At 69.3% G+C, this 20,290-nt stretch carries 22 protein-coding genes; 21 read left to right on the top strand and 1 reads right to left on the bottom strand.

Annotation, left to right across the window (positions count from 1 at the left end; genetic code table 11):
* Position 1: 1 nt before the first annotated feature.
* The 3 genes from HDA45_RS09350 (at position 2) to ku (ending at position 3,746) form a co-directional block, all read left to right on the top strand.
* A complete protein-coding gene (locus tag HDA45_RS09350; RefSeq protein WP_184893752.1) occupies positions 2-2,317 on the top strand; it encodes a [protein-PII] uridylyltransferase in 2,316 nt (771 codons plus the stop codon).
* A 125-nt stretch (positions 2,318-2,442) separates the two neighbouring features.
* Positions 2,443-2,835 (top strand): hypothetical protein, encoded by a 393-nt coding sequence (locus tag HDA45_RS09345; protein ID WP_184905463.1) that lies wholly within the window; start codon positions 2,443-2,445, stop codon positions 2,833-2,835.
* 50 nt (positions 2,836-2,885) lie between these two features.
* On the top strand, positions 2,886-3,746 hold the full coding sequence (gene ku, locus HDA45_RS09340; protein WP_184893750.1) for a non-homologous end joining protein Ku: 861 nt from the start codon (positions 2,886-2,888) through the stop codon (positions 3,744-3,746).
* Positions 3,747-3,950: 204 nt separating this feature from the next.
* Here ku and HDA45_RS09335 read toward each other — a convergent pair whose 3' ends face one another.
* Positions 3,951-4,847 carry an NAD(P)H-binding protein gene (locus HDA45_RS09335; RefSeq protein WP_246480658.1) on the bottom strand — a complete coding sequence of 299 codons (897 nt, stop codon included), beginning with the start codon at positions 4,845-4,847 and terminating at the stop codon, positions 3,951-3,953.
* 69 nt (positions 4,848-4,916) lie between these two features.
* Between HDA45_RS09335 and HDA45_RS09330 the strand changes: the two genes are divergently transcribed.
* The 18 genes from HDA45_RS09330 (at position 4,917) to HDA45_RS09245 (ending at position 19,926) form a co-directional block, all read left to right on the top strand.
* Positions 4,917-5,408 carry a MarR family winged helix-turn-helix transcriptional regulator gene (locus HDA45_RS09330; RefSeq protein WP_184893747.1) on the top strand — a complete coding sequence of 164 codons (492 nt, stop codon included), beginning with the start codon at positions 4,917-4,919 and terminating at the stop codon, positions 5,406-5,408.
* Between the two features lie 110 nt (positions 5,409-5,518).
* Entirely contained in the window at positions 5,519-7,063 is a 1,545-nt protein-coding gene (gene ffh / locus HDA45_RS09325) for a signal recognition particle protein (RefSeq protein ID WP_184893745.1), read from the top strand.
* Positions 7,064-7,065: 2 nt separating this feature from the next.
* Positions 7,066-8,139: an amidohydrolase family protein gene (locus tag HDA45_RS09320; RefSeq protein ID WP_184893743.1), complete on the top strand. Its 1,074-nt coding sequence runs from the start codon at positions 7,066-7,068 to the stop codon at positions 8,137-8,139.
* 45 nt (positions 8,140-8,184) lie between these two features.
* A complete protein-coding gene (locus HDA45_RS09315; RefSeq protein WP_184905461.1) occupies positions 8,185-8,934 on the top strand; it encodes a CPBP family glutamic-type intramembrane protease in 750 nt (249 codons plus the stop codon).
* Positions 8,935-8,991: 57 nt separating this feature from the next.
* On the top strand, positions 8,992-9,798 hold the full coding sequence (locus HDA45_RS09310) for a CPBP family glutamic-type intramembrane protease (RefSeq protein ID WP_184893741.1): 807 nt from the start codon (positions 8,992-8,994) through the stop codon (positions 9,796-9,798).
* A 158-nt stretch (positions 9,799-9,956) separates the two neighbouring features.
* Positions 9,957-10,403, top strand: coding sequence for a 30S ribosomal protein S16 (gene rpsP / locus HDA45_RS09305; protein ID WP_005154724.1), 447 nt, complete (start codon positions 9,957-9,959; stop codon positions 10,401-10,403).
* Positions 10,400-10,639: an RNA-binding protein gene (locus tag HDA45_RS09300; protein ID WP_003103110.1), complete on the top strand. Its 240-nt coding sequence runs from the start codon at positions 10,400-10,402 to the stop codon at positions 10,637-10,639. The genes rpsP and HDA45_RS09300 overlap by 4 nt, the downstream gene beginning before the upstream one ends.
* 24 nt (positions 10,640-10,663) lie before the next feature.
* A complete protein-coding gene (rimM, locus tag HDA45_RS09295; protein WP_184893739.1) occupies positions 10,664-11,176 on the top strand; it encodes a ribosome maturation factor RimM in 513 nt (170 codons plus the stop codon).
* Positions 11,176-11,940, top strand: a complete 765-nt coding sequence (gene trmD, locus HDA45_RS09290; RefSeq protein ID WP_184893737.1) for a tRNA (guanosine(37)-N1)-methyltransferase TrmD — start codon at positions 11,176-11,178, stop codon at positions 11,938-11,940. The genes rimM and trmD overlap by 1 nt, the downstream gene beginning before the upstream one ends.
* A gap of 159 nt (positions 11,941-12,099) precedes the next feature.
* A complete protein-coding gene (gene rplS / locus HDA45_RS09285; protein WP_005154717.1) occupies positions 12,100-12,468 on the top strand; it encodes a 50S ribosomal protein L19 in 369 nt (122 codons plus the stop codon).
* Positions 12,469-12,499: 31 nt separating this feature from the next.
* Positions 12,500-13,429, top strand: coding sequence for a signal peptidase I (gene lepB / locus HDA45_RS09280; RefSeq protein WP_184893735.1), 930 nt, complete (start codon positions 12,500-12,502; stop codon positions 13,427-13,429).
* A gap of 58 nt (positions 13,430-13,487) precedes the next feature.
* A complete protein-coding gene (locus HDA45_RS09275; protein WP_184905459.1) occupies positions 13,488-14,267 on the top strand; it encodes a ribonuclease HII in 780 nt (259 codons plus the stop codon).
* Entirely contained in the window at positions 14,264-14,587 is a 324-nt protein-coding gene (locus tag HDA45_RS09270) for a DUF2469 domain-containing protein (protein ID WP_003096226.1), read from the top strand. Before HDA45_RS09275 ends, HDA45_RS09270 begins: the two co-directional genes overlap by 4 nt.
* A gap of 241 nt (positions 14,588-14,828) precedes the next feature.
* Positions 14,829-15,215, top strand: coding sequence for a YraN family protein (locus tag HDA45_RS09265; RefSeq protein WP_184893733.1), 387 nt, complete (start codon positions 14,829-14,831; stop codon positions 15,213-15,215).
* The gene (locus HDA45_RS09260; RefSeq protein WP_184893731.1) at positions 15,216-16,727 is read left to right on the top strand and encodes a YifB family Mg chelatase-like AAA ATPase; all 1,512 of its coding nucleotides are present in this window, start codon (positions 15,216-15,218) and stop codon (positions 16,725-16,727) included.
* Entirely contained in the window at positions 16,724-17,863 is a 1,140-nt protein-coding gene (gene dprA / locus HDA45_RS09255; protein WP_184893729.1) for a DNA-processing protein DprA, read from the top strand. Before HDA45_RS09260 ends, dprA begins: the two co-directional genes overlap by 4 nt.
* Positions 17,864-17,968: 105 nt before the next feature.
* The gene (locus HDA45_RS09250; RefSeq protein ID WP_184893727.1) at positions 17,969-18,964 is read left to right on the top strand and encodes a tyrosine recombinase XerC; all 996 of its coding nucleotides are present in this window, start codon (positions 17,969-17,971) and stop codon (positions 18,962-18,964) included.
* 20 nt (positions 18,965-18,984) lie between these two features.
* Positions 18,985-19,926, top strand: a complete 942-nt coding sequence (locus tag HDA45_RS09245; protein WP_184893725.1) for a FliA/WhiG family RNA polymerase sigma factor — start codon at positions 18,985-18,987, stop codon at positions 19,924-19,926.
* The last annotated feature ends 364 nt before the right edge of the window (positions 19,927-20,290 follow it).

Here is a 20,290-nt window from a genome sequence, read left to right as displayed (position 1 = left end):
GATGGCCGACGGGGGTGAACTGGTCAAGGCCACCGAGCGACTGCTCGAGGGCAGGCACGGGAGGCTAGGGGCGGCCGCTTTGCGGGCGGCCCTGGTCGACCTCTACGAATTCTGGTTGGGCAAGGGCGCCGCGGCGGCCGGCGTCGACACCGCTGAACCCGGTGTCGCGCTGGCCGCGGTGGGCGGCCTGGGGCGCGGTGAACTGGTGCCCTTCTCCGACCTCGATCTGCTGTTGCTGCACAACGGCAACTCCCAAGTCGGTGAGATCGCCGACGCGATCTGGTACCCGTTGTGGGACGCCAAGATCGGCCTCGACCACTCGGTCCGCACACCGGGCGAGGCGCTGAAGGTGGCGTCCGAGGACTTGCGGACCGCGATGGGACTGCTCGACATCCGTCCCATCGCCGGAGACGTCGAGATCACCGCGAGGCTGGCCGCGGCTGCCAGGGAAGAGTGGCGGCGCACGGCCAGGAAGCGGATCGGCGAACTGTCGGACGCCGTGCGTCAGCGCTGGGCCCGAAGCGGTGAGATCGCGCAGTCCGCCGAGCCGGATCTCAAACACGGCCGAGGCGGGCTTCGTGACTTCGCCGTCTTGGAGGCACTGGCGGCGGCACAGCTGACGGCGAGGCCCGGCGAGGAACTGCTGGCGGCCAAGAGCCTGCTGCTCGACGTCCGGACGGAACTACGCCGGGAATTGCGCCGCGAGCGCGACATCCTCAGCGCGCCGGAGGCCGAGACGGTCGCGGGCGAACTCGGGTTCGGCGACAGGTTCACCTTGGCGCGCAAGCTTTCCGGTGTCGGGCGGACGATCGCTTACGCTGTCGATGTCGCCCTTCGGTCCACTGTGGAACAGCCCAAGGCGCGCTTCGGTCGCCGGCCGGTGCGGACGCCGCTCGACGAAGGTGTCGTCCTGCACGGCAACGAGGTCGCGCTGGCGCGGGACGCGGTGCCCGCCAAGGATCCGGCGCTGCTGCTGCGGGTCGCCGCGGCGTCGGCCCGGATCCGGAAACCGATCTCGCACGGGACCCTGCGGGCACTCGCCGAAACCGCGCCGGAACTACGCGCGCCTTGGCCCGCCGACGCCCTCAAGGCGTTGGTGGAACTGCTCGGCGCGGGCGAAGGCCTCGTCGACGCCGTCGAAGCGCTCGACCGGACAGGCCTTTGGGCGCGGCTGTTCCCCGAATGGGGGGCGGTGCGGGATCTCCCGCCGAGGTCGCCGGTGCATTCGTGGACCGTCGACAGGCATCTCGTGCGTGCCGCGGTGGAGGCGTCGAAACTGACGACCACCGTTTCACGGCCGGATCTGTTGCTGATCGGCGCGCTCCTGCACGACATCGGCAAAGGCCGGGACGCCGACCATTCCGAACTCGGCGCGAAGATCAGCGCACAGGTGGCGGCCCGGCTCGGGCTGCCGGAGTCCGATGTGGCGCTGGTGTCGGCGATGGTGCGGCATCACCTGCTGCTCCCGCATACCGCGACGCGGCGCGACATCAGCGATCCGGCCACGATCCAGCGGGTGACGAAGACGCTCGAGGAGAACCTGGTCCTTCTGGAGTTGCTGCACGCGCTGACGACGGCCGACTCACTGGCCACCGGACCGGGCGTGTGGACCGATTGGAAGGCCCGCCTGCTCGCCGAACTCGTGTCCGGTTGTGAAGAAGCGTTGCACGGCAAGGGGTTCATCCCGCCGGAGCCGATGGGCGCCGAACAACGGGAACTCGTCGCCGAAGCCGTCGCCTCCGGCCGCGGCGAGGTGCGGATCACCGCCGCGGGCAAGGTGGTGACGGTGGTGCTCGCGGTCCCGGCCCGCGCGGAACTGCTCGCTCCCGCCGCCGGGGTGCTCGCGCTGAACTCCCTGGAGGTCCACGCGGCGGTGCTGCGCGGGCACGACGGGGGACGGGCGGGGGTGTTCACCGCGTCGCCGAAGTTCGGCTCGTTGCCCGACGTCACGTTGCTGCGTGAGCAGTTCGCGCGGGCGGTGGCCGGGACGCTGCCGCTCACCCAGCGGCTCGCGGCGAAGGAACGGGACTACGGCGGCGGTGAGACGCCGTCGGCGGGCGCGAAGGTGATCTGGTTCGACGACGAGACCAGCGGTCAGGACACGGTCGTGGTCGAACTCCGGGCCGCGAACCGGATCGGACTGCTGTACCGGGTCGCGGGCGCGCTGCGGCGGTGCGAGGCCGAGGTGCGCTGGGCGAAGGTGGCCACACTCGGCGGCGCCGTCGTCGATTCGTTCGCCGTCGCGCCGCGGACCGGCCGGGTCGACCAGGTATGGCGGTCGAAGATCGAAGCCGCGTTGCTGGCGGCCGCTTCCTGACGGCTCCCGGGGGCGGGAGCAAAGGTCCCTTGCTCCCCGCCCCGGGGTGTCGCGCGAGTGGCGGAGGGTAGCGGTGGCAGGATGTGCGCGGTCGAGACCCGAAGGATCCGGAGGGTGGTGAGCGCGTGCTGGGTCACGAGCAGAACCCGCCCGGGCCGCAGCGGCTCACGCTGCCCCCGACGGTCGTCGCCTCACACTTCCGGGCCTGCGCGGATGATCTGGCCACGTCCTTGACCGCGTCCGGGACCGCCGCGACCGTGCCCGAACTGCTCAAGGTGGTCCGGCATCTCGTCGCTGGTCAGCAAGCGCTGGCCATCGCGCTCGAAGGCATGGCCGGCCGCGTCGAGGTGGGCGGGGAGGGCGCGCTGGCCACCGCGCCGACGGTCGACGTCGAAGTCGTCGCGGAAGTACTCCGAGCGGCCGCCACCGCTGTCGACTGTTCGGCCGAGGCGCTCGCCGAATCACGTCCGTCATTCGAATGTGTGAGCGAATCAGTCGCCCCTGACACCCGTTTGTAGCTGTCCCGCCGCTTCGGCGCGTGGATACGCTGACCAGGCGGAGGTGGGCCATGCGCGCGGTGTGGAAAGGCACGATCGGATTCGGGACCTACGCCATTCCGGTGAGGGCGTACAGCGCGACCGAGGAGCACAACGTCCCCCTCCACCAGGTGCACGAGCCGGACGGCGGCAGGGTGCGGGTGAAGTGGGTCTGCGAGGTCGACGGCGCCGAGGTGCCCGCGGCCGAGATCGCGAAGGGGCACCCCCTCGCCAACGGTGACGTCGTCCTGCTGACCGGCCAGGACTTCGCGTCGCTGCTCGCGCCGACCACCCAGTCGATGGACGTCGTCGGCTTCACCCCGGCCGAACAGGTCGACTCGATGTACTTCGCGCGCAGCTACTACCTCGAACCGGAGCCCGCGGGCACCAAACCGTACGTGCTGTTGAGCGAGGCGCTGCAGCAGTCCGGGCGGATCGCGATCGTGAAGGTGACGCTGCGGCAGCGCGAAACGCTGGGCGCGCTGCGCGTGCGGGACCAGGTGATCCTGCTCGAGACGATGCTGTGGCCCGACGAGATCCGGCGGCCCGACTTCCCGTTCCTCCACGAGGACGTCGATCTGCGCCGCGGGGAGCTGCGGAACGCGGTTTCGCTGATCGAAGACCTCACGCAGGACTTCGACCCCGGCCGGTACACCGATCGCTACCGCGAGGCGCTCGAAGCGCTCATCCAGGCCAAGCTGGACGGCGACGACGTCCTCCAGCCGACCGCCGCCGAACAGGCGGAAGGCGTGACACGGCTGCTGGCGGCCCTCCAGCGGAGCGCGATCGAAGCGGATCGCGCCCCTGTCGAGAAGGCCAAGGAAGCGGCGGACAAGGCACGCCAGGCGCGGACGCGGGCGAAGCGGGCCTCGTCGGCCACCAAGACCAGTTGAGTAGTACTACCCAGGGGTAGTTGAGGGTCTTCACGCTGCCGTGACCCCACGGTGACCGGGCATGGTTATGCCATCGCGCGGCGAGAGCGCGGACGGGGAATCGCCTGCCACTGGGGGTCCGGCGATACAGGGTCCGCGATTCGCCAAGTGTGCTTACGGTCGGCTCGCGGGGAGGCGAGCCTTCCGTAGGGGCTCCGGTACCGGTCAGCGAGGGGCGGCCGGTCCCGGAGCCCTGTTTTCGCGTCGAGCCCGGAACGCCGAGGCGTTGTCCGAGACCCAGTCCGCGTAGCTCCGCGGTGGGTGCCCGAGCACTTCCGCCACTCCGTCGGTGACGAGGCCGGGCTGTCCGGCGAGCCGCCGATATCTGTTCATCAACGCCCCGACGAAGGCTTCGGGAAAGCCTCGCGCGATCATGTTCTTCGCGGCCACGTCAGCCGGAATCTCTTGGTATCGCAGGGTTCTGCCGAGAACGGTGCCGATCACCTCGACCATTTCCGCGTGGGTGAGCGAACGTTCGCCGGTCACCTCGAGCTTCCGGCCGTTGAACTCGTCGGTCAGCAGGGCGCGGGCCACCACGTCGGCCAGGTCGCGCTCGTGCAGCGGCGCCTCGGCGAAGTTCGAGAACGGACCGAAGACGACATCGCCGGCGCTGATCTGGCCCGCCCAGGTTAGCCGGGTGTTGGCCGCGAAGAAGGATGCCCGCACGCTCACCCAGTCCAGTCCGCTGTCCACGGCGGCCTGCTCGGCCTCCTTGTTCCGGTCGCCCTGGAACCGCGACGGCTGGTGCTCGTCCGGTTCGTCGACGTTGGTGGCGGACAACGCGACCACTCGCCGCACGCCGTGGTCCTTCGCCAGCGCGAGCAGGCCCGCGGGTGCGGCGGCCGCGGCTCGCGAATGCAGGAAGACGCCGGTGACGCCCGTCATGAAAGGCGCGACGGTCTCGGGAATCGACGGATCCCCTTCGACGACCTCGACTCCGGAAGGCCATTCGGCCGAGGTCTTGGCGTCGCGTGTCAGGGCGCGGACGCGGGCACCCGCCTCGACGAGACTGTCGATCAGCGGCCGCCCGACGGTGCCGCTCGCTCCAGTGATCAGGTACATGACCCACTCCTTGATGAGTGCCATACAATATGGAAACCGTATCACTTTGGAGCATGGAAACGAGATGATATGACTTCCGTAACATCTGGCGGCAGGCCCCGGCGCCGGAAGGTCGCGGTGATCAAAGAGGCGTTGCGGGAGCTGAACAACCAGCTCTCGCTCTTCAGCTACCAGGTCAGCGCCAAGGTCGCGCTCAAGCCGGTGGATTTCGACTGTCTCGAACTGCTCAACCTGCACGGCCCGCTGAGCCCGAGCGCGCTGGCGAAGCACGCCGGCCTGCATCCCGCGACGATGACCGGTGTGCTGGACAGGCTGCAGCGCGCGGGGTGGATCACGCGGGACCGTCCGGCGGACGCGGCCGACCGTCGCGCTGTCGTCGTCTCGGCGACCGGCGACCGTGACGGCGAGGTGTACCGGCACCTGGCCGGGATGAATTCGAGGGTGGACGACCTCTGCGCCGGTTACACCGAAGCCGAACTCGACCTGATCACCGACTTCCTCCGGCGCACCACCGAGGCGGGGAAGGGCGCGGCCGGGGACCTCGCCGGGGAATCCGGATAGGCGGGCTCGTCCGCAACCGCGTCAAACGCCGACCTCGGACACCGACTACCCTGGGAAGCCGCCGGTTCGTACCGGCACGCCACAACGACCCAGCTGGAGCGTGCACACCCGTGTTCGACACCCTCTCCGATCGGCTCACGTCCGCCCTGCAGACGCTGTCTCGCAAGGGCAGGCTCTCGGACGCCGACATCGACGCCACCGCGCGCGAGATCCGTATCGCGTTGCTTGAGGCGGATGTCGCGCTCTCCGTGGTCAAGGACTTCATCGCCCGGATCAAGGAACGCGCCAAGGGTGCCGAGGTGCACGGCGCGCTGAACCCGGCGCAGCAGGTCATCAAGATCGTCAACGAGGAACTCGTCACCATCCTCGGCGGCGAGACCAGGCGGCTCACGTTCGCGAAGAACCCGCCGACGGTCATCATGCTCGCGGGTCTGCAGGGTGCCGGTAAGACCACCCTCGCCGGCAAGCTCGCGCTGTGGCTGAAGAAACAGGGCCACGCGCCGCTGCTGGTCGCCTGTGACCTCCAGCGCCCCAACGCGGTCACGCAGCTGCAGGTCGTCGGCGAGCGGGCCGGGGTCACCACGTTCGCGCCCGAGCCCGGCAACGGGGTCGGCGACCCGGTCGACGTCGCCCGCCGCGCCATCGACGAGGCCAAGCGCGCCCAGCACGACATCGTCCTCGTCGACACCGCCGGCCGTCTCGGCGTCGACGAAGAGCTGATGAAGCAGGCCGCGGACATCCGCGACGCCGTTTCGCCGGACGAGACGCTGTTCGTCGTCGACGCCATGATCGGTCAGGACGCGGTCACCACGGCCGAGGCGTTCCGCGACGGCGTCGGCTTCACCGGCGTCGTGCTCACCAAGCTCGACGGTGACGCCCGCGGTGGTGCCGCGCTGTCGGTCCGCCAGGTCACCGGCCAGCCGATCCTGTTCGCGTCCAACGGTGAGAAGCTCGAAGACTTCGATCTCTTCCACCCGGACCGGATGGCCAGCCGGATCCTCGGCATGGGCGACGTGCTCAGCCTCATCGAGCAGGCCGAGCAGCATTTCGACCAGGAGAAGGCCGAGCAGACGGCGGCCAAGCTCGGCAGCGGCCAGCTCACCCTCGAAGACTTCCTCGAGCAGATGCTCGCGGTCCGCAAGATGGGCCCAATCGGCAACCTGCTCGGCATGCTGCCCGGCGCCGGGCAGATGAAGGACCAGCTCGCGCAGGTCGACGACAAGCACCTCGACAAGCTCCAGGCGATCATCCGCGGCATGACCCCCGCCGAGCGCGACGACCCGAAGATGATCAACGCCTCGCGCCGCCTGCGGATCGCGAAGGGCTCCGGCGTCGCCGTCCGCGACGTCAACGAGCTGGTCAACCGGTTCTTCGAGGCGCGCAAGATGATGGCGCAGATGGCGGGCCGCTTCGGCTTCGGTGGCGGAGGCGGCGGCAGCAAGAACCGCAAGGGCAAGAAGGGGAAGAAGGGCAAGGGGCGCGGCCCGACGCAGCCCAAGGTCCGCGGTGGCTTCCCCGGCGGCATGCCGATGCTGCCCCCGGGCGGGATGCCCGGCGGCCCTGGTGGCGGCATGCCCGACCTCTCCCAGCTCGGCGGGATGAACGACGTACCCGGCTTCGACCCCAAGAAGTTCAAGTTCCCGAAGGACAAGTAGCCGTGGAGGCTCTGCACCTGGCGGGTGTCGTCCTGCCGGACGGCGAGCATCGCGAGCTGTGGATCACCGGCGGCCGGATCACCGGCGAGCCGGTCGCCGGTGCGGAAACCGTTGTCCGGGAAGGCTTTCTCGTTCCCGGACTGGTCGACGCGCATTGCCACCCGGGGATCGGGGTCAGCGGCGCGACAACCCTCGAAGAGGCAGCCGGGCAAGCGATCGTCGACCGTGACGCCGGGACGCTGCTGATCCGCGACTGTGGGCTGCCGATCGACGTCCGGCCGCTGCAGGCGCGCGCCGATCTGCCGCGGATCATCCGCGCCGGACGGCATCTCGCCCTGCGCAAGCGCTACATCCCCGGCCTCGGTATCGAGCTCGAAGACCCTTCCGAGTTGCCGAAGGCGGTCGCCGAGCAGGCCCGTGACGGCGACGGCTGGGTCAAGCTCGTCGGCGACTGGATCGACCGTGGTGTCGGCGATCTCGCCCCGCTGTGGCCCGAAGACGTCCTCACCGAAGCCATCGCGGTCGCGCACGCCGAGGGCGCCAAGGTGACGGCGCACGTCTTCGGCCAGGCCGCGCTGCCGGGATTGATCGCCGCCGGCATCGACTGTCTCGAACACGGCACGGAACTCTCGCCGGACCAGCTGGGCGTCCTCGCCGAACGCGGGATCGCGCTCGTGCCGACGCTGATCAACATCGAGAACTTCCCCGGTATCGCCGACAAGGCGGGCAAGTACCCGGTGTACGCCGACCACATGCGGGCGCTGCACGCGGGCGTCGGCGACATGGTCTCGACGGCGATCGAGGCGGGCGTCCAGGTGTACGCCGGAAGCGACGCGGGCGGGATGGTCGAGCACGGCAGGCTCGTCGACGAGATCGAGGCGCTGCACAAGGCGGGCATGTCCGCGGAACAAGCGCTGGCTTCGGCTTCGTGGGCGGCTCGCGAGTGGCTCGGCGTGCCCGGGATCGTCGACGGCGCCTCGGCCGATCTGCTCGTCTACCCGTCCGACCCGCGTGAGGATCTCGCGGTGCTGCGGCATCCGAGCCACATCGTGCTGCGTGGCAAGATCTACGCCTGACCCGACTCCATCCGTGACCGGAGCGGCACTTAGCGTGGAGGCGTGGTGGACGACGGGCAGGCTCGTGAGCGTCTGGTGCTCGGAGCGCACTGGGGGTTCGTAGCGTTCTTCGCGGGCATCGCCGGGTATCACCTCGTCACGCTCGTCATGAGCTTCGTGATGTCAGGTCGCTTCGGCGGTTACGACCCTCTCGAACTCCGTGACGTCGGTCCGCTGCTGATCCTCGCGTTCCTGCCGACCCTCGTACTCGGCCTCGGCCCCGTGATCGGCTCCCGGCACTGGGGACGGGGGCTCCGCGAGGACTTCGGGCTCAAACCCACCTGGCGAGACGTCCGGATCGGGCTCGCCTGCGGAGCGGCCGCGCTCGCCGCCGGCTACCTCCTCAACCTGCTCCTGCTCGCCGTCTACGGAACCGATGGCGACGACAGGACTTTCTCCGACGTCTCGCCGGGTCCGATCACCGAACTGTCCGGCACCACCGAAGGCGACACCGTCTGGCTGGTGCTGGCCGCGGTCATCGTCGTCCTCGCCGCCCCGGTCACCGAAGAACTGCTCTTCCGCGGCACGCTCTGGAACGCGATGGGCTTCCACCGGCTGCCCTCGTGGGTGATCCTGCTGGTCACGGCGCTGGTGTTCGCCCAACTGCACGGTGAGGCCGCGCGCACGATCGCGTTGTTCGGCCAGGGCATCGCCATCGGCCTCGCCCGCTATCTGTCCGGCCGGGTGAGCGCGGCGGTCATCGCGCACGCGGCCAACAACCTCCCACCGGCTGTATTGCTCTTCGCGGCGAGGTGATCGCCGGTCCTGGCGGTTAGAGTCTTTGAGTAACCGAACGATCACCGGAGGATCGGCGTGACCGTATCTCAGCCCAGGGAGCCGATCCCCGAGGCCGCGCCTCCGGACGAGCTCGTTGCCGGAGGTGAGGTGGCCGCGCCCGACACGCCACCGCCGCATCGCTGGGGATTCGGGGCCTTCCTCCTGGTGGAGGCCGTCCTCCTCGCGTCGGCGGCGTTCATCAGCGTCCTGCTCGGCGACGTCCAGCCCGGCCAGCCCTTGCCGATGCGCATGGTGCTGCTGGGCACGATGGTGCCGACGATGGTCGCCGCCGGGGTCGCGCTGCTGATCACCCGGCTCCGCGGCAACGGCCCGTTCGCCGACCTCCGGATCGGCTGGAGCTGGGCCGACGTCAAGGTCGGCCTCAAACTCGGGGTGCTCGGGCTCGGGTTCACCTCGCTCGCCGCCTGGGCCTGGACGCAGGTCGTGGGCAACGAGAACGCGACTTCGGCGATCAGCGCGCTCGTCGAGGACCGCCGGATGTCGGTCTCGGCGGCCGTCGTGATGTTCATCTACCTGTGGCTGGTCGGGCCGATCTGCGAGGAGATCATCTACCGCGGTCTCCTGTGGGGTGCCGTCGAACGGTTGCAGTGGCGCACCGAACGCTGGGGGAGGATCGCGGCGTTCCTGGTCTCCACGGCCGTTTTCGCGGCGAGCCATCTCGAACCGCTGCGCACCACGCTGCTGCTGGTGATCGCGATCCCGATCGGGCTCGCCAGGGTGTTCACCGGACGCTTGCTCGGCAGCGTGGTCGCCCACCAGGTGAACAACTTCCTCCCGGCCGTGACGATCCTGCTCGCCTCGCTCGGGATAGCCGCGTTCTGACGCCTCCCCGGCGTCTGGCAGAATGTACGCTTGCCTGCTTTGGCCGGACCCTCTCACCGCGCCCGAGCTTCGGACCTTCGGGTGTGCGTAGCCGTTCCCCACTCGGCTCTCGTACGCCTTCCACATGCAGCAGAGAGAACTGAGGAGTACCCACACCCGTGGCCGTCAAGATCAAGCTTCAGCGTCTCGGCAAGATCCGTGCGCCGTACTACCGCATCATCGTCGCCGACGCGCGCACCCGCCGTGATGGCAAGGCCATCGAGACGATCGGCAAGTACCACCCGAAGGAAGAGCCGAGCTTCATCGAGGTCGACACCGAGCGGGCCCAGCACTGGCTGTCCGTCGGTGCCCAGCCGACCGAGCCGGTCCAGCGCATCCTCGAGATCACCGGTGACTGGCAGAAGTTCAAGGGCCTGCCGGGCGCCGAGGGCACCCTGAAGGTCGCCGAGCCGAAGCCGTCGAAGCAGGACCTGTTCAACGCCGCGCTCGCCGCCGCCGGTGACTCGGCTTCGGCCGAGGCCACCACGCCGAAGAAGAAGTCCGCCCCGAAGAAGGCCGAAGCCGACAAGGCCGAGGCCGCCGAGGGTGACAAGGCCGAGGCGTGAGCTTCCTCGCTGATTCCCTCGAGCACCTGGTGCGCGGGATCGTCGACAACCCGGACGAGGTCCGGGTCGAGCTGCTGACCACGCGTCGTGGTCGCACGCTCGAGGTGCACGTGCACCCCGACGATCTCGGCAAGGTGATCGGCCGGGGCGGTCGTACCGCGACAGCCCTGCGCACCGTCATGGGCGGCATCGGTGGCCGCGGCGTCCGTGTGGACGTCGTCGACACCGATCGCTGACCAAGGACACAGGAACATTTCGGGATGGACGTCGTAGTCGGCCGTATCGCCAAGGCGCACGGAATCCGCGGGGAACTCGCGGTGGACGTGCGCACGGACTCGCCGGAACAGCGGTTCGCCGTCGGTTCGGCCGTCATGACGAAGCTGCGTGACGGCAGCAGCAGGAATCTCACCATCGCAGCCGCCCGCGAACACAGCGGGCGGCTGCTGGTGCGTTTCGAAGAGGTGCTGACCAGGGACGTCGCGGAGACCCTCCGCGGCGCGCTCCTGATCGCCGACACCTCGACGCTGCCGCCGACCGAAGACCCCGACGAGTTCTACGACCACGAACTCGAGGGACTGCGAGCCGAACTCGCCGACGGCACACTCGTCGGCAAGGTGCTCGAAATCGTGCATTCGCCGGCGGGGGAACTGCTGTCGATCGAGCACGACGGACGCGAGGTGCTGGTGCCGTTCGTGAAGGCGATCGTCCCGGCGGTCGACGTCGCGGGCGGCCGTGTGGTCCTCGACCCGCCGGAAGGCCTGCTGGACGCCTGATGCGCCTCGACGTCGTCACGATCTTCCCCGAGTACCTCGACCCGCTCCGCGCCGCGCTGCTCGGGCGGGCGATCGACCGCGGCCTCATCGAGGTCGGCGTGCACGACCTGCGGGACTGGACGCACGACGTCCACCGCGCGGTCGACGACGCCCCGTACGGCGGCGGGCCCGGCATGGTGATGAAACCGCAGATCTGGGGCCCCGCCCTGGACGACGTCTGCGGCGAGAACACCCGCCTCGTGGTCCCCACCCCCGCCGGGCGGCCGTTCACCCAGGCCATGGCCCACCAGTACGCCGCCGAGGAGCACCTGGTGTTCGCGTGCGGCCGTTACGAGGGCATCGACCAGCGGGTGATCGACGACGCCGCGAAGCGGATGACCGTCGACGAGGTCTCGATCGGCGACTACGTGCTGGTCGGCGGCGAGGCCGCGGTGCTGGTGATGGTCGAGGCCGTCGTCCGGCTGCTCCCGGGCGTGCTCGGGAACGCCCGCTCCGCCGAGGAGGACTCGTTCTCCGACGGGCTGCTCGAAGGCCCCAGCTACACGCGGCCGGAGGTCTGGCGGGACCTGGCCGTGCCGGACGTCCTGCGTTCGGGCAACCACGCGCTGATCGACCGCTGGCGCCGCGACCAGGCGCTGGAACGCACCTCGCGGCGCAGGCCGGAGCTGATCGGCAGGCTGCCGGAAGGTAGTCTCGACAAGCACGATCTCAAGGTCCTCGAGCGGTTGGACGAGGGCACCGGCCAGGCCGGGTCAAGCACCTGAGTCCTGGTCTGCAATACTTGACAGGTTGGCGTGAGTGGACGCGCGGCTTCGCAGCCGGCGCCGTACACCGGAACGCCATCAGCCCCCGGGTAGGTCGCAGTTCCGAAACTGCGCGCCCAAGCTGCACGTAAGCCATACGAAGACGAGGACGGACCACCGATGAACACCCTGGACGCGCTGGACGCGCAGTCACTGCGTTCCGACATCCCGGACTTCCGACCGGGCGACACGCTCAAGGTTCACGTCCGCGTCATCGAGGGCAACCGCGAGCGTAACCAGATCTTCCAGGGCGTCGTGCTGCGTCGCCAGGGCGGCGGCATCCGCGAGACCTTCACGGTCCGCAAGGTGTCGTTCGGCATCGGCGTGGAGCGCACCTTCCCGGTGCACTCGCCGAACATCGCCGAGGTCGAGGTCTTCAAGCGCGGCGACGTCCGCCGGGCGAAGCTGTACTACCTCCGTGAGCTTCGCGGCAAGGCCGCCAAGATCAAGGAACGCCGCGAAAACCGCGAGACGACCTCCGCCAAGTAGGTAGCCGCACGGTTACAGGTAACCTGGCGTCGTGGTCGAACCCGTGTCCCAGAACACCTCCGAAGACGAGCCCGATCGCCCCGATGAGGAGCGCCCTACCAGGGCCTCCCGACGGGGCCGATCCGGCTCCAAGAAATTCGGCAAGGTCAACAAGAAGCGGTCGTTCTGGAAGGAACTGCCGATCCTGATCGTCGTCGCACTCGTGCTGACGATCTTGATCCAGCAGTTCTTGGCCAAGGTCTACATGATCCCCTCGGGATCGATGGAGACCACTCTGCACGGCTGCTCCGGGTGCACGGGTGACCGGATCCTGGTCGACCGGATCACGTACGACTTCACCGATCCCGGCCCTGGCGACGTGGTGGTCTTCAAGGGACCGCCCGCCTGGGTCGGCGAGATCGAGACGCCGGAGTCCAGCAACATCTTCGTCAGCGGCTTCCGCGCGCTGGGTTCCTTGATCGGGTTCGCGCCTCCGGACGAGCGTGACTTCGTCAAGCGGATCATCGCTGTCGGCGGTCAGACGGTGCAGTGTTGCGACAACAACCGCGTCGTCGTGGACGGCAAGGCGCTCGACGAGCCGTATGTCCACTGGGAAGAGGGCTTGCCGCCCACCCAGAAGACGTTCGAGCCGGTCAAGGTGCCCGCCGGATACGTCTGGATGATGGGCGACAACCGCAACAACTCGAGCGACTCCCGGTTCCAGGGCAACGGCGGGGTGAACGGCGCCGTCCCGGTGGACAACATCATCGGCAAGGCGCGCGTCATCGTGCTCCCGCCGGGCCGCTGGGGTGGCGTTTCGGACCACAATCCGCAGGCGAACGCGCAGCCGCTGGCTCTCGGCGCGCCCGCCTGGCAGCAGGGGCTTCCCCTGGGTGTCGGCGTCGCCGCGGCGTGGCCCGTGGTCTTCTTCGGCAGGCGGATGTCATCCGGAGTGCGCAAGGCGGTCGACCGGAGGCGGTAAGGCCTTGAGAGTTCCTGTACCGCTCACACCGGCCGAGCCGCTTCGGCCGCCGCGGGCAGTGGTGCGTGGCGACCTCTTCTGGGGGTTGCAGGGTGCGCTGGACCGGCGGGGCCTCGGGCCCGTCGCCGGTGTCGACGAGGCAGGGCGCGGTGCTTGCGCCGGCCCGCTCGTCGTGGCCGCCTGCGTCTTGCGCTCAGGCGACGCGGCCCGGCTTCCCGAGCTCACCGATTCCAAGGTCCTCACGGCCAAAGCCCGCGATCGGGTCTACGACCGGGTGGTCCAGCGCGCGGTGGACTACGCGGTCATCGTCATCCCGGCGGCCGAGGTCGACCTGTTCGGCATCCACGTCATGAACCTCGAAGGCATGCGGCGTGCCGTTTCGGCGCTGCGGAACACGCCGGGCTACGTCCTGACCGACGGATTCCGCGTCTCCGGGCTGCCGGCCCCGAGTGTGCCGGTGATCAAGGGGGACAAGGCCGTCGCTTGTGTGGCGGCGGCGTCCGTGCTGGCCAAGGTCACGCGGGACAGGATCATGGGCGACCTGCACGACGTCCACCCGCACTACGGCTTCGACGTGCACAAGGGCTACAGCACCAGTGAGCACAGCGCGGCGCTGAACACGCACGGTCCGAGTCCGGTGCATCGCTGGTCGTACGCGAATGTGGCCACCGCGGCCGCCGCGCACCGGGCGAGCCCGCCTCACCCGGTCGTGCTGACCGTCGCCGCACTGGAAAACCCAAGCGTGCCGATACGTGCCCTCGGCCCTTACGTGGGTAACAATGAACGCTCCGCCGCTGGAGTATCAGCAGAATCGCGAGGAGGGGCGCGGATTTCATGAGCGCAGAGGATCTCGAGAAGTACGAGACCGAGATGGAGCTCTCGCTTTACCGCGAGTATCGCGACATAGTCGGCCAGTTCTCGTACGTGGTGGAGACCGAGCGGCGGTTCTATCTGGCCAACGCCGTCGACGTGCAGGTGCGCGACGGTGGCGGTGAGGTGTACTTCGAGGTCCGCATGTCCGACGCGTGGGTTTGGGACATGTACCGGCCCGCCAGGTTCGTCAAGCACGTCCGGGTCATCACGTTCAAGGACGTCAACGTCGAGGAACTCGACAAGCCGGATCTCCGGCTACCGGAGGACGGTCCGTTCTCCGGCTGATCTTCGGAAGTACGTGAAGGCCCCCTTCATTGCGTCTAGCGTGGTGAAGGGGGCCTTCACGTACTTCCGGGGCGTCTAGCACAGGTCGCCGACGATTCCCGGCCCGCGCGGGTCGGCCGTGCCCGAGTTATCCACAACACCCCGGTTATCCACAGGCGGGCAAATCGAGCCTTCTCGTCGCTCGATCACCCTGGCAGCGTTGATCGCACACGAACCGTGATGATCGCTGAGGGGGATCGAGATGATGAACACGGCCGAACAGCCGTCCGCCGGGGCACCGCATATCGAGGTGGGTCGCTGGGGAGAAGAACTCGCGGTCCGGCATCTGGAGAAGGCGGGCTACGTCGTCCTGAGCCGCAACTGGCGTTGTCGCGAGGGCGAGCTGGACCTCGTGGCGACGGACAAGAAGCGCCTCGTCTTCTGCGAGGTGAAGACGAGGACGGGGCTGGGCTTCGGCAGCCCGGCCGAGGCCGTGACCCCGGACAAGGCGGATCGCATCCGCCGTCTCGCGCATCAGTGGCAGCGCACGTTCATGCTCCGCTGGTGCCCGGTCCGCTACGACATCATCGCGATCGTCGCCCGGCCCGGTGCCCAGCCGCAGGTCCGGCATATCAAGGCGGCGTTCTGAATGGCGTTGGCGAAGGCCTGGTCCGTCGCGCTCCTCGGGGTCGACGGCAAGATGATCGAGATCGAGGCCGACATCGGCGGCGGGTCGCCGAAGGTGACGATGGTCGGCCTGCCCGACACCGGGCTGAAAGAGGCTAAGGACAGGGTCCGTTCCGCCGTCCGCAATTCGCGGCAGACGTGGCCGGACGAAAGGGTGATCCTCGGCCTGTCGCCCGCCAACCTGCCGAAGGTGGGGTCCGGTTACGACCTGGGCATCGCGGCGGCGGTCCTGGCGGCGACGGGGTCGGTCCCGGCCACGAAACTGCTGAACACCGTGCTGCTCGGCGAACTCGCCCTCGACGGCCGGGTCCGGGCCGTCCGAGGGGTGCTGCCGGGACTGCTGGCGGCGCGCAACGCCGGGTACCGGCGGGCGGTCGTACCCGCCGAGTCGTTGTTCGAAGCCGCTCTCGTGGACGGTCTTGAGGTCGGTGGGGTAGCCCGGCTGAGCGATTTCGTGGACTGGCTCAAGGGAGAAGGGGAACTCGCCCGGCCAGAGCCGTTCGTCGAGCAGGAACCACCGGAGGTCCCCGACCTCGCCGACGTCGTGGGACAGCCGGAAGCGCGGTGGGCACTGGAGGTGGCCGCGGCGGGCGGACATCACCTGCTGATGACCGGCCCTCCCGGGGTGGGCAAGACGATGCTGGCGAAACGCTTGCCCGGCCTTCTCCCGCGACTGACCGCCGAAGAGTCGTTGCAGGTCACCGCGGTGCATTCGATCGACGGTTCACTTTCACGCTCGGCACCGCTGGTCACCGTTCCGCCGTTCGTCGCCCCGCATCATTCGATCAGCGTGCCCGCCCTGATCGGCGGCGGCAGCGGCCTGGCCGTGCCAGGGGCGATCAGCAGGGCGCATCGGGGCATCCTGTTCCTCGACGAGGTCTGCGAGTTCGGTCCGGAACGGCTGGAGTCGCTGCGCACGGTGCTCGAAGAGGGCGAAGTGCGGATCGCGAGGGTCAAAGGCGCCGTCCGGTATCCGGCACGCTTCCAACTGGTGCTGGCGACCAACCCTTGTCCTTGCGCCCCGACGAAGGACGCTGATTGCACCTGTTCGGCTTCAGCGCGAAGACGGTACTTGGGCCGCTTGTCCGGCCCGTTACTCGATCGGGTGGATCTGCGCGTCCGGCTGCGCCCGCTTTCCGCGCTCGGCGCACATCTGAGCGAGCCGCCGGAATCGTCGGCGACCGTCCGGGAACGAGTGCTGGAAGCTCGTGAACGAGCGGGGAAACGCTGGGCGGAGCATGGCTGGCCGACGAACGCGGAAGTGCCCGGCCCGGCGCTGCGCCGCGAGTTCGCGCTGCCGCCGCAGGTCACGGCGTTGCTGGACAGGGCGCTGGAGCGGGGTTCGATCACCGCGCGCGGCGCGGACCGCTGCCTTCGCATCGCGTGGACGCTCGCCGATCTGAAGGGCGCAGACAAGCCGGAGGCGGACGAGGTCGCGGCGGCCCTGAACTTCCGGGAGAGGTCATCCGGATGAGTGAAATCGAAGCCCAGCGGATCGCGCGGTCGTATCTGCTGCGCGTAGCCGAGCCCCCGGCACCCGCCTTGGCCGATTTCGTCGGCGAACACGGCCCGGTCGTCGCCGCGGAACGGGTACGGCTGATCGATTGCCCGCCGAAGGTGCGCGACGAGACGGCCGCGCGCCGAGCGCACGACTACGCCGAGCGAGATCTGGAGCGGTCGGCCGGCACCGAGACCAGGCTCGTCATCCCGGAAGACGACGAATGGCCGGCATGGCCGTTGCTTTCGCTGGCCGTCGCCCAGAACAGGGGTGTCCCCGGGACAGCGCCTCCGCTGGGTCTGTGGGTGCGTGGCCCGGCGAGGCTCGACGAGGCTGTCGATCAGGCGATCGCGATCGTCGGCGCCCGCGCGGCGACCGAATACGGTGAGCACAACGCCGCCGAAGTGGGCTATCACCTGGCGAGCCGGGGGATCCCGGTGTTCTCCGGCGCGGCCTACGGCATCGACGGCGCGGCGCACCGGGGCGCGCTGAGCGCGGACGGCACGACGGTCGCCGTACTCGGCTGCGGGGTCGACGCCGGCTACCCGGCCCAGCACACGACCTTGTTGCGCACCATCGGGAAAACCGGCGCGGTGGTCAGCGAGTACCCGCCGGGAACCTCGCCCGCGAGGCACCGTTTCCTCGTCCGGAACAGGCTCATCGCGGCGCTCACGGAAGGGACCGTCGTGGTCGAGGCGGGCAGGCGCAGCGGTGCGCGGAACACCGCCGGTACCGCCGGGGCCCTGGGCAAGGTCGTGATGGCGATGCCGGGACCGGTGTCGTCGGGGATGTCCGCCGGCTGTCACGCGCTGATCCGCGAGGGCGAGGCCACGCTGGTGACCTCGGTCGACGAGATCCTCGAGACCGCCGGACGGCTGGGACGGCAGAGCGCGGATCCGTCGAAACCGCGCCGCCGCACCGATCGGCTCGGCCCGGAGGCGCTGCGGGTGCACGACGCGCTGTCCGAGCGGTCGGCGAGACCGGAAGAACGGATCGCCGCCGAGTCCGGTATCCCGGTCGAGCGGATCCGTGTGCTGCTTCCCGGACTGGAGCTCGACGGTTTCGCGGAAAGAGGTGACGCAGGGTGGCGAAGACGGACCGCCAAGACCTGACTGGCCTACACCTGAGACGCCATCCCGGCACGATCCGACCACGGACACCACAACAGGGTGCGGCGATACTTGACCATCCGCCGTACATCGCGCAGCGTGATCGGCATGCCGTCGACCGAAGGTCCCCACGGCACGGGAAAACGCGCCCGCAGACCCGATCTGCGCGCCGCCCGTGCCGCGCTGCCGGAGCCTGTCCGGAAGCTGATCGACGACTACGAGCGGCACCTTTCCCTGGAACGCGGGCTGTCCGTGCATACGGTGCGCGCCTATCTCGGCGACGTGGTGTCGCTGGCCGGTTTCGTGGACGTGAACGGCGGCCGGTTCGAGGATCTCGACATCGGGACGCTGCGCGGCTGGCTCGCCCGGCAACGCGAGGAAGGGGCCAGCCGGACGACGCTGGCCAGGCGAGCGGCGGCCGCCCGCACCTTCACCGCGTGGGCTCATCGAGGCGGGGCGCTCGCGTCCGATCCCGGCGGGCGGCTGGTGGCGCCGCGTGCGCACCGCAAACTCCCCGGGGTCCTCCGGGCGGAGCAGGCGAGCGAGGTCATGCGCTCCTCAGCCGCCGGTGCCGAACAGCGAGACCCGGTGGCCTTGAGGGACAGTGCCATCGTGGAACTGCTCTACGCGACCGGTGTACGGGTCTCGGAACTATGCGGACTGGATACGGGCGACGTCGACTTCTCCCGCCGCGTCGTGCTCGTACTGGGCAAGGGCGGCAAGGAACGCGTCGTGCCGTTCGGCGTTCCCGCCGAAGCGGCCTTGCGGGTGTGGCTGGACGAGGGCAGGGGAAAGCTCGCCGTCGAAAAGAACGGCCAGACGGAAGCCGCGCTCTTCCTGGGAGCGCGCGGAGGCAGGCTCGACCCGCGGGCGGCCCGCCGGGTCGTCCACGACGCCGTCGGCTCGGTCCCGGGCGCGAACGACATGGGGCCGCACGGCCTGAGGCATTCCGCGGCCACCCATCTGCTCGAAGGCGGCGCCGATCTTCGGAGCGTTCAGGAACTGCTTGGTCACGCTACGCTGGCCACAACGCAGCTCTACACTCATGTGACCGTCGATCGGCTGAAGGCGATCCACGACCGCGCACACCCCCGGGCCCGATGATGCCGGGGAGGACTCGGCAGGTGACCCGGCGGCCCGGACCGGCGGCGCACGCGCATCCGCACGAGCACGAGCACGGAGACCACCCTGAGTCGCATGCTGAGAACGGCGGTCCGATGACCGCCGACCCACATGTCACCGAAGCCGCCGGGAAACACCGTCCCGGCGGAGACGGTTCTGCCGTCGCGTCCGAAACGCGGTCGGGCTACGAGGTGGACGCCGGGATCCAGGCGCTGTGGCGGGAGTTCACCGAGTCGCCGGACCAGCTAGTACGCGACAGGCTCGTGCTGCACTACGCCCCGCTCGTCAAATACGTCGCGGGCCGGGTCGGCACCGGCCTGCCGACCCACGTCGACGTCGGCGACCTCATCCAGTCCGGGATCTTCGGCCTCGTCGACGCGATCGAGAAATTCGAGCCCGCCAGGGGCCTGCGGTTCGAGACCTACGCCATGCAGCGCATCCGGGGCGCGATCCTCGACGACCTCCGCTCCCAGGACTGGGTCCCCCGGGCGGTGCGCAGCAAGGCCCGCGAGGCCGAACGCGCGCTGGAACGCCTCGGCGCCCGGCTGAACCGCACGCCCACCGACGCCGAACTGGCGGCCGAACTCGAAATCAGCGTCGACGACCTGCGCGAGTTCTACGGCCAGATGCAGCTGACCAGCGTCATCGCGCTCGAAGACCTGGTCGCCGCCGGCAAGGACAGCGGCTCGCTGGTCGACACCCTGCCCGACGACGGCGCCGTCGACCCGGTGGCCGTCCTGGTCGACCAGGACAACCGTCGCCAGCTGGCGCAGGCGATCGCCCAGCTCACCGAACGCGACCGGATCGTGGTCGGCCTCTACTACTTCGAGAGCCTGACCCTCGCCGAGATCGGCAAGGTCCTCGGCGTCACCGAGTCGCGGGTCAGCCAGCTCCACACCCGCGCCGTCATGCGGTTGCGCGCGAAACTGGTCGAGCAGGCCTGACTCGCAGGCTGGCGCCTCACTGCAGCGGGGTGATGGGGCCCTTCGTCCCGTCTGATGTAGCGAAGGGCGCCTTCGGCCCGGGCTGACTCGGTCAGGTCTGTGTGATCGGTCCGTTCGTGTCGGGTTGTGGAAGTAGGGACGTTGGATGTCTCTATTTCCACACGGCTTCGCCTGCGGTGACCCTTCACGCACTGGTCAGCCTCATCCGGCGGCCGGGATGATGGGGCCCTTCGCCTAGTCCCACGTGGCGAAGGGAGCCTTCGGCCCAGACCGGCAGCTGGCTCAAGCCTGTGTGACTGGTCCGTTCGTGCCGGGCTGTGTGGGAATAGGGACGTTAGATGTCCCTATTTCCACACGGCTTCGC

The sequence above is a fragment of the Amycolatopsis umgeniensis genome (assembly GCF_014205155.1).
Lineage (GTDB): Bacteria > Actinomycetota > Actinomycetes > Mycobacteriales > Pseudonocardiaceae > Amycolatopsis > Amycolatopsis umgeniensis.
Note: the sequence above shows the minus strand (reverse complement) of the source record. Positions and strands in the feature narration are given on the sequence as shown.

What these genes read in the sequence shown, in the direction of transcription:
- HDA45_RS09250 (WP_184893727.1), top strand. Translation starts at nt 17,969, where the DNA reads ATGCCGTCGACCGAAGGTCCCCACGGCACGGGAAAACGCGCCCGCAGA.
- HDA45_RS09260 (WP_184893731.1), top strand. Translation starts at nt 15,216, where the DNA reads ATGGCGTTGGCGAAGGCCTGGTCCGTCGCGCTCCTCGGGGTCGACGGC.
- HDA45_RS09335 (WP_246480658.1), bottom strand. Translation starts at nt 4,847, where the DNA reads ATGTACCTGATCACTGGAGCGAGCGGCACCGTCGGGCGGCCGCTGATC.
- rimM (WP_184893739.1), top strand. Translation starts at nt 10,664, where the DNA reads ATGGACGTCGTAGTCGGCCGTATCGCCAAGGCGCACGGAATCCGCGGG.
- HDA45_RS09350 (WP_184893752.1), top strand. Translation starts at nt 2, where the DNA reads ATGGCCGACGGGGGTGAACTGGTCAAGGCCACCGAGCGACTGCTCGAG.
- HDA45_RS09270 (WP_003096226.1), top strand. Translation starts at nt 14,264, where the DNA reads ATGAGCGCAGAGGATCTCGAGAAGTACGAGACCGAGATGGAGCTCTCG.
- rplS (WP_005154717.1), top strand. Translation starts at nt 12,100, where the DNA reads ATGAACACCCTGGACGCGCTGGACGCGCAGTCACTGCGTTCCGACATC.
- HDA45_RS09265 (WP_184893733.1), top strand. Translation starts at nt 14,829, where the DNA reads ATGATGAACACGGCCGAACAGCCGTCCGCCGGGGCACCGCATATCGAG.
- HDA45_RS09330 (WP_184893747.1), top strand. Translation starts at nt 4,917, where the DNA reads ATGACTTCCGTAACATCTGGCGGCAGGCCCCGGCGCCGGAAGGTCGCG.
- dprA (WP_184893729.1), top strand. Translation starts at nt 16,724, where the DNA reads ATGAGTGAAATCGAAGCCCAGCGGATCGCGCGGTCGTATCTGCTGCGC.
- trmD (WP_184893737.1), top strand. Translation starts at nt 11,176, where the DNA reads ATGCGCCTCGACGTCGTCACGATCTTCCCCGAGTACCTCGACCCGCTC.
- ku (WP_184893750.1), top strand. Translation starts at nt 2,886, where the DNA reads ATGCGCGCGGTGTGGAAAGGCACGATCGGATTCGGGACCTACGCCATT.